Below are 7,917 nucleotides of genomic sequence, written 5' to 3'. Positions count from 1 at the left end.
CCCCCCACGATCAGACCCCCACCACTCCGACCCCTCCCGCGTCCGTCGACACCGAGCCGACCCGGCACCGGTCGCTCCTCGCCGACCTCACGCCGCTGCGCCGGTCCCCCGCGTTCGCCCGCCTCTGGGTCGGGAGCTCGGTCGCGGGCATCGGGACCCAGATGACGACCGTGGCCGTCGGCCTCGAGGTGTACGACATCACCCGGTCGACGTTCGCGGTCTCGCTCGTCGGGGTCATCTCGCTCGTGCCGATGATCGCGGCCGGGCTGTACGGCGGCATGCTCGCCGACGCGTTCGACCGCCGCGCTGTCGCCCTCGCGAGCGCGGTCCTCGCCTGGGTGTCCACCGCCCTCATCGCCACGCACGCCTGGCTCGGCCTCGAGAACGTGGCGCTGCTGTACGTGCTCGCGACGGTGAACGCGGTCGCCGGGACGGTGATCGGGGCCTCCCGCTCCGCGATCATCCCGCGGCTCATCGGCACCGACCTGCTGCCGGCCGCCGGAGCGCTCAGCGGCATCGGGACGGGATTCGCCGTCACGGTGGGGCCCGCCGTCGCCGGCGTGCTCGTAGCCGCCGTCGGGTACGCGCCCACCTACACGATCGACGTCGTCCTCTTCAGCTTCGCGTTCACGGGGATCATCACGCTGCCGCGCATGGCGCCGGAGCACGACGCACAGCGCCCGGGGCTCGGGTCGCTCGTCGAGGGTGCACGGTTCCTCCGGCGCTCCCCGACGATCACGATGACGTTCGTGCTCGACATCATCGCGATGACGTTCGGCCAACCCCGCGTCCTGTTCCCCGCGATCGGGGCGCTCGTCATCGGCGGCGGCTCGATCACGGTCGGCGTGCTCACGGCCGCGTACGCCGTGGGGGCACTCGTGTCGAGCGTGTTCTCCGGCCCGCTCGGACACGTCCGACGCCAGGGTGAGGCGGTGGGTTGGGCGATCACGGTCTACGGGGCCTCGATCGCCGTGTTCGGCATCGTGATCGCGGCCGCCCACGCGCTCGGCGGCCGCGCCCACGTCGGGTTCGGCATCGGGATCCTGCCGGCGCTCGTGCTCGCGTCCGCGGCGCTCCTGGTGTCCGGTGGCGCGGACAACGTGAGCAGCGTGTTCCGCGGGACGATCCTCCAGGCCGCCGCACCGGACGGCATGCGCGGCCGACTGCAGGGCATCTTCGTCGTCGTGGTGACCGGCGGTCCCCGGATCGGCGACCTGTACGCGGGCCTCGTCGTGGCCGTCGGCATCGCGGTCCCGCCGATCGTCGGCGGCGTCGTGATCATCGGACTCGTGGCGCTCCTGCTGCGCCTCGTTCCCTCGTTCCGGCGGTACGACGCCCTCCGCCCCGCGGACGGCTAGCGTGGGCGGCATGCAGGACGCCGACTCGCGTGCCCTCAAGCGCACCGGGTTCCGGACGGTCGTCCGGCGGACGACCCACCAGGTCATCCGGCACCGGGTCGTCGACGCCGCTGCCTCGCTCACGTTCTTCGCCACGCTGACGGCGTTCCCCACGGCCCTGACCGTCGTGTCGGCCGTGTCGATCCTCGACCGCTCCGGTGACACGATCACCGACATCATCCAGATCCTCGGCGCCATCATCCGCCCGGAGACCGCGCGACACCTCGAGACGCCGCTCCGGCAGCTCACCGCGCTCGACAGCCCGGAGCTCGCGTTGGCCATCGGCCTCCTCCTGACCCTGTGGTCGCTGTCCGGGTACGCGACCGCGTTCGGCCGCGCGATGAACACGGCCTACGAGGTCGAGGAGGGGCGACGGATCTGGAAGTTCCGCAGCATGATGCTGCTCGTCACGATGCTCATCATGGTCGGGGGCGCCGTGGCGATCACGATCCTGCTCGGCACCCCGACGGCGGTCGCCACGGTCGTGCACCGGATGGGGTGGCCGGCCTGGCTCGAGGGCCTGTGGGACGTCGGCAAGTGGCCCGTCCTCCTCGCGACCCTCGTCGTCATGGTCGGGGTGCTGTACTACGCGACGCCGAACGTCCGGGCACCACACCTGCGGTGGGTCTCGGCCGGAGCCGGGTTCGCGATCGGCACCTGGGCCCTCGCGACCCTCGGGTTCGTCGTGTACGTCAAGACGATCGGGTCCATCAACCACGCGTACGGCTGGCTCGGTGGAGCGATCCTGCTGCTCGTCTACCTCTACATCTCGAACTTCGTGCTCGTGGTCGGGGGCGAGCTCGACTCGGAGATCATCCGGATGCGGCAGCTGTTCGCCGGCGTCGAGGCGGACGCCACGATCCGCCTCCCCCTCCGGGACGTGCGCCGCAACTTCGCGCTGGCACGGTGGCACGACCACGACGTCGCGACCGCGCGGCAGGTGCGCCTGGCCGCCGCCGAGCTGCCCGAGCCCGATCCCGAGACCGAACGTGAGGAACAGCGTCTGCGCGACCTCGCGAACCAGGTCCGCGTGCGCGACGAGCGGCCGCTGCCGACGGACTGACGGCCGGGAGGCCCGACCCGCGCCCGCTCCGTCGGTCTCGTGACCGGGCCGACGGGGCTACTGGTGGAACTGCGGGACGATCAGGTACACCCCGTACAGCACCGTGGCCGCGCAGACCGCGAAGCACAGCACCGCCGCCGCACGCGCCGACCGCGCGCGGCCGTCGCGCCCGGTGACCCACAGACGGAGTCCGAGCCCGTACACCGAGGTGACGAAGCACGCGGAGATCAGCGCGACGAGCACGACGAGCAAGAAGCCTCCCCAGTCGATCATCGACGGCCTCCTCTCCGTGCGGCCATCCGGCGCAGGGTCTTCTCGCGGCTCAACGCCACCCGGCGGGCCGCGACCTCCTCCGCACGCTTCCGGCGCTGCAGGTCGCGGCGCTGCTTGCGCGTGAGGACCGAGTTCGCGGCGACGTCGACCTCGATCGCCGCGGCCTGCTCGACCGGGTTCCGCCGCGACCACAGGAACAGCCCGGCGATGATCACGGCCCCGAGCACGGCGTCGACGACGAGCCCGGCCGTGCCGATGCGGGCGATCGCCGACGCCACCGCGCCGACGGCTGCCGAGGCGGGCAACGTGATGAACCACGCGATGACGATCTTGCCCGCCGTCGACCACTGGATCTTCGACCCGCGGCGACCGAGCCCCGCACCGATGATCGATCCCGACGACACCTGCGTCGTCGACAGGGCGAAGCCCACGTGGCTCGACGCGAGGATCGTCGCGGCGGTCGAGGCCTCGGCGGCGAAGCCCTGCGTCGCGCGGATGTCCGTGAGCCCGCTGCCGAGCGTCCGGATGATGCGCCAACCGCCCGTGTACGTGCCGAGCGCGATCGCCATGGCGCAGGCCACGATCACCCAGAGTTCCGGGCCCGACCCGCTGCGCTGGAACCCGCCCGCGATGAGCGTGAGCGTGATGACGCCCATGGTCTTCTGGGCGTCGTTCGTGCCGTGGGCGAGCGACACCATGGACGAGGTGAAGATCTGCCCGATGCGGAAGCCGCCGCGTTCGTTCGGCGCGCCCTTGCGCCGCGTGACCGTGTAGGCGATGCGGGTCGCCAGGAACGCGACCACCGATGCGATGACCGGCGAGAGGACGGCCGGGATGATCACCACCGTGAGGAGCGAGGCGTAGTTCACCGAGCCGAAGCCCGCGCCGACGATGGCCGCGCCGATGAGGCCACCGAACAGCGCGTGGCTGGACGAGGACGGCAGGCCGCGGAGCCAGGTGATCATGTTCCAGGTCACGGCACCGATGAGCCCCGCGAAGATCATCGCCGGGGTGATCGCGACGCCACCCGGCCCCTCGTTGATGAGGCCGTGCGAGATCGATGTCGCCACCTCGGTGCTGAGGAACGCCCCGACGAGGTTGAGCACCGCCGCGACGGACACCGCGACCGTCGGCTTCATCGCGCCGGTCGCGATCGGGGTCGCCATCGCGTTGGCGGTGTCGTGAAAACCGTTCGTGAAGTCGAAGAAGAGGGCCAACGCGATGACCAGGACGACTATGAGTGTGAGATCCACCGCCGACGAGTCTCCCAGTTCCGGGCACCGCGGGGCAACCTGATGTCCATCCCCCGTCCACCGGCGTCCACTCGGTGGGCGAGCACCGCCCGTCCTCGTCCGCTGTCGTCGCGCTCAGGGCCCGTCCAGCCCGCACCAGGCGGTCTCTGAGAAGATGGACAGGCCGACGACGAGAGGACTCCCGCCCGATGGACATCGCCGAACTGCTCGTGGTCCTCGTGGTGTCCCTCGCGCTCACCGCGTTGGCCCGCGCCAAGGGCCTGCCCGCGCCGCTCCTCGTCACCGCCGCCGCGCTCGCCGCCTCGTTCGTCCCCGGGCTGCCGCACATCGAGATCGACTCCGACGTCATCCTCACCGTGGTGCTGCCGCCGCTGCTGTACTCCGCGGCGCTCGACGTGACGTGGCAGAGCTTCCGGCAGTCGCTCCGGCAGATCCGTCGGCTCGGGATCGTGCTCGTGATCGTGACCGCGATCGTCGTCGGCGCCGTCGCCTACCTGCTCGTACCGGACATGACCCTGCCCGCCGCGATCCTCGTCGGCGCGATCGTCGCCCCGCCCGACGCTGTGTCGGCCGCGGCGATCGGCCGGAAGCTCGGGCTCCCCCGCCGCGTGATGACCGTGCTGTCGGGCGAGAGCCTCATCAACGACGCGGCGTCCCTGACCCTCGTCCGCGTCTTCACGCTCATCATCGCGGGCGAGTCGCTGACCCTGTGGGAGGACGCCGGGATCTTCGCCCTGGCGATCGTCGTGGGACTCCTGGTCGGCGGGGTCCTCGGCGTGCTCGTGCACTGGCTCCGGATGCGGCTGGGCGACCCGGTGATCGCGACCATCATGAGCATCCTGCTCCCGTTCGTGGCCTACGTCCTCGCCGAGGAACTCGGCGGCTCAGGCGTGATCGCGGTCGTCACGGCCGGCCTGTACATCGGGTACAACTCGCCGAAGGAGGGCTACGAGACCCGTCTCCAGGAGCGCCCACTGTGGACGAGCGCCGACGTCATCCTCGAGGGCTTCGTGTTCGCGCTCATCGGGCTGCAGCTCAACACGGTCGTGCACGAGACGCTCGCCAGCCACCGCAGCCTGCTCGAGAGCGTCGGGGTGGCCTTCGTGGTGCTCGGCGTCGTCGTGCTCGTCCGTCCCGCGTTCGTGTTCCTGTCGTACTGGCGGCGCCGCGTGAACGGGCGCTGGCTCCGACCGCTCGTCGTCCGCGCGACCCGGGGCAGGCCGCGCCTCCGGTGGCTCCGCGGCGCGGCCGAACCACGGATGACCTGGCAGGAGCTCACGGTGATCTCGTGGACGGGGATGCGCGGCGTGGTCACCCTGGCCGCCGCCGTCGCCGTCGTGTCCTCGCCGACGCACATCCCCGCGCAGGACACCATCTTCCTCATCGCGTTCGTCGTCACCGTGGGGACCCTCCTGCTGCAGGGGCTCACCCTGCCGATCGTCATCCGCCGTCTGCACGTCCACGACCCGGGCGAGCACGAGCGCGACACCGCGGCCGAGCTCCTGTTGTCCCACCGCACGACCGAGGCGGCGATCGACCTGATCCGCGAGCGGCACGACGTCTGGGCGGAGCGGTACGGACGGGAGGCCGTGGACGCGACCGTGGGCCGGCTGCGGCGGCGCTTGGAGCGACAGGCCGAGGACTTCCAGCACGACGCCGAGGACGAGCGCCTCGACGCCCGCGAGGCCCCGTCCCGGCTCACCGCCGCCGAGGTCCAGGCGGTCCGGCGCGAGCTCCTCGCCCGCCGGCGCGAGGTCGTGCTCCGCGAGCGCGAGCACGGCGCCCTGGACGAAGAGGTCATGCGCCGCGTCCTCATCAGCCTGGACGCCGAGGAGCTCGCGATGGACTCGTCCCAGGCGGGCCGCAGCCGGTCCTGACCGCGCGGCCCGCACCTCCCGGCCATGTGGGCTCGAAGCGGCGGCGGCGTACCCTGGAAGCCTTCGTCCGAAGCCCAGAGAGGTGGCCCAGCCCGCGTGAGCACACCGCGCAACAACGACGTCCCGGACCGTGCCGGAGTGCACCGCAGCACACCGACGGCCCGCACCACGAGGCCGGCGACCCGGGGATCGTCGCCGCGTCGGGGTACCCGCATCGCCGGGCGGGGACGGACCGTGACCCGTGCGCCCGAGCCCCAGCACATCAGTCGCTACCGCCGCTGGTACGGAACCCTCCACCCCTCGCTGCAACTCATCGGCCTGCAGCTCTGGATGCCCCTGTTCTTCATCGTCGGGTTCTGCCTGTGCTACATCGCGGCGTTCCACGCACCCCATCCGCACGACGTCCCGATCGCGCTGGTCGGGTCGGACCCGGCACTCGTCGCGGCCGTGCACAAGGCCCTGCCCGGCGAGTACGTGTTCCACACGGTCGACTCGCTCACCCGCGCGAAGCACGACGTGGTGAGCGGACTCATGGCGGTCGCCTACGACCCGTCGTCGAACACGGTGTTCAAGGCGAGCGCGCACCAGTTCCAGGTGGCGAGCCTCGTCCCCGCGACCCTGTCGTCGGTGATCACGGCCGGCGGGGGTCCGGCACCGACGATCACCGAACTCGCCCCGTTGCCACGCTGGGACGAGTACGGCACCGTCGCCATGTACGTCATGCTCGCGTGGTGCATCGGCGGGTACATGGTGGCGATGTTCATCGGCATCATGGGCGGCCCGCTGCGCCACCGCACGCGCGTCGCGGTCATCGTGGTGGGCGGGATCGTCATCTCCCTCATCACGAACACCCTGGCCGGCCCGGTCGTCGGCGCCATCCACGGACACTTCGCCGCGCTCGTGCTCATCGCCTGGGGCTGGATCGTCGCCATCGGACTGACCGTGAACGGCCTGAGCTACTTCGCCGGGCGGTTCATCGCCGCACCCGCCATGATCTGTTTCGTCTTCCTGTCGATGCCGTCGTCGGGCGGTGCCTACCCGAAGTGGTTCATGCCGGAGCCGTTCGCCTGGCTGAACCACGTCGTGGTGGGCTCGAGCATGGTCGAGATGATCAAGCACACGGTGTACGGGGTCGGACCCTCGTACGAGCGCGGGCTGGTCACGATGGCCTCCTACGCCGCGGCCGGGATCGTGCTCATGGTCGTCGGCAAGATGTGGTGGGAGCACCGCCGCATCCGGATGATCGTCACCGGTCGCACGACGATGTTCGGGGACGCGCAGGCCGCGAACCGCGATTTCCTGGGCCAGCAGCGCGACGAGGAACTCGCGCGGCACGGACTCCAGTCGACCGAGACGGGCACGCTGAGCACCATCCGCCCCGGCCGAGGCGACGGTGACGACCACCACGACGCGGGGTTCCAGGACGCCCGGATGACGGGCGACGTCTTCACTGGCGGGCTCGAGGGCCTCGAGGGCACCGCCGCACCCCGCACCGGCGCCGTCGCGATCAGTCGACCGCCGCACGGACGCCGGACCCGGTGAACCCGGACACGGTGGCACAGTCCTCGCCGAAGGTGAACCGCGCACGGACGCTCCCGCCGCGCAGGACCCCCGGCAGCCAGTAGCGGGCGTCGTCCCACATGGCGTCGTAGGGCACGGCGTCGACGGGGACCCAGCCCGGTTCGAGCTCGTCGCCACCGCGCGGCTCGCCGTCCCACCGCTCGGCGACGAACACGTCCGAGACCTGACTCCACGACGGCCGGAACGGGAACCGGTAGTCGAGCGTCCCCCGCGGCTCGAGGTCCTCGGCACGGACCTCGAGCCCGACCTCCTCCGCGACCTCACGCACCGCGGCCGAGCGGGCGTCCTCGCCGGGCTCGAGCTTGCCGCCGGGGCCGACGAGCCGTCCGACCCCGAGCCCCCGCCGCTTCCGTCCGAGCAGGACCTCGACCCCGGCGGGCCCGGATCGGAGCAGGTAGACGACACACACCCGCGGGTGCTGGTCCTTCGACGCGACGTGCGGCACGCTCCGAGTCTGCCCGAGCACGCCGGGG

7 protein-coding genes are annotated in these 7,917 nt (G+C 71.6%); 4 read left to right on the top strand and 3 right to left on the bottom strand.

The genetic code is table 11. The features are described 5' to 3' along the window. The coding region (locus tag DEI82_RS13585; protein WP_375334632.1) for an MFS transporter at positions 1–1,358 on the top strand (1,358 nt) is incomplete at its 5' end. Positions 1,359–1,368: 10 nt separating this feature from the next. Continuing rightward, positions 1,369–2,460 carry a YihY/virulence factor BrkB family protein gene (locus tag DEI82_RS13580; protein WP_146242922.1) on the top strand — a complete coding sequence of 364 codons (1,092 nt, stop codon included), beginning with the start codon at positions 1,369–1,371 and terminating at the stop codon, positions 2,458–2,460. A 57-nt stretch (positions 2,461–2,517) separates the two neighbouring features. Here DEI82_RS13580 and DEI82_RS13575 read toward each other — a convergent pair whose 3' ends face one another. Then, positions 2,518–2,733, bottom strand: coding sequence for a hypothetical protein (locus tag DEI82_RS13575; RefSeq protein ID WP_111011076.1), 216 nt, complete (start codon positions 2,731–2,733; stop codon positions 2,518–2,520). Next, positions 2,730–3,986: an inorganic phosphate transporter gene (locus DEI82_RS13570; protein ID WP_111013887.1), complete on the bottom strand. Its 1,257-nt coding sequence runs from the start codon at positions 3,984–3,986 to the stop codon at positions 2,730–2,732. Before DEI82_RS13570 ends, DEI82_RS13575 begins: the two co-directional genes overlap by 4 nt. Before the next feature lie 188 nt (positions 3,987–4,174). Between DEI82_RS13570 and DEI82_RS13565 the strand changes: the two genes are divergently transcribed. Together DEI82_RS13565 and DEI82_RS13560 are read left to right on the top strand one after the other, a co-directional pair. Beyond that, on the top strand, positions 4,175–5,863 hold the full coding sequence (locus DEI82_RS13565) for a sodium:proton antiporter (RefSeq protein WP_111037281.1): 1,689 nt from the start codon (positions 4,175–4,177) through the stop codon (positions 5,861–5,863). A gap of 234 nt (positions 5,864–6,097) precedes the next feature. Continuing rightward, complete coding sequence (locus tag DEI82_RS13560; protein WP_146242921.1) at positions 6,098–7,405, top strand: ABC transporter permease; 1,308 nt, start codon at positions 6,098–6,100, stop codon at positions 7,403–7,405. On the opposite strand, the gene DEI82_RS13555 is transcribed toward DEI82_RS13560, so the two are convergent. Further along, on the bottom strand, positions 7,371–7,889 hold the full coding sequence (locus DEI82_RS13555) for an 8-oxo-dGTP diphosphatase (RefSeq protein ID WP_181434915.1): 519 nt from the start codon (positions 7,887–7,889) through the stop codon (positions 7,371–7,373). The two genes, DEI82_RS13560 and DEI82_RS13555, sit on opposite strands and share 35 nt — an antisense overlap. Positions 7,890–7,917 lie beyond the last annotated feature (28 nt).

Origin of the sequence: Curtobacterium sp. MCBD17_019, from assembly GCF_003234555.1 — a bacterium.
GTDB lineage: Bacteria > Actinomycetota > Actinomycetes > Actinomycetales > Microbacteriaceae > Curtobacterium.
This window is presented reverse-complemented; position numbering and strand designations above follow the sequence as displayed.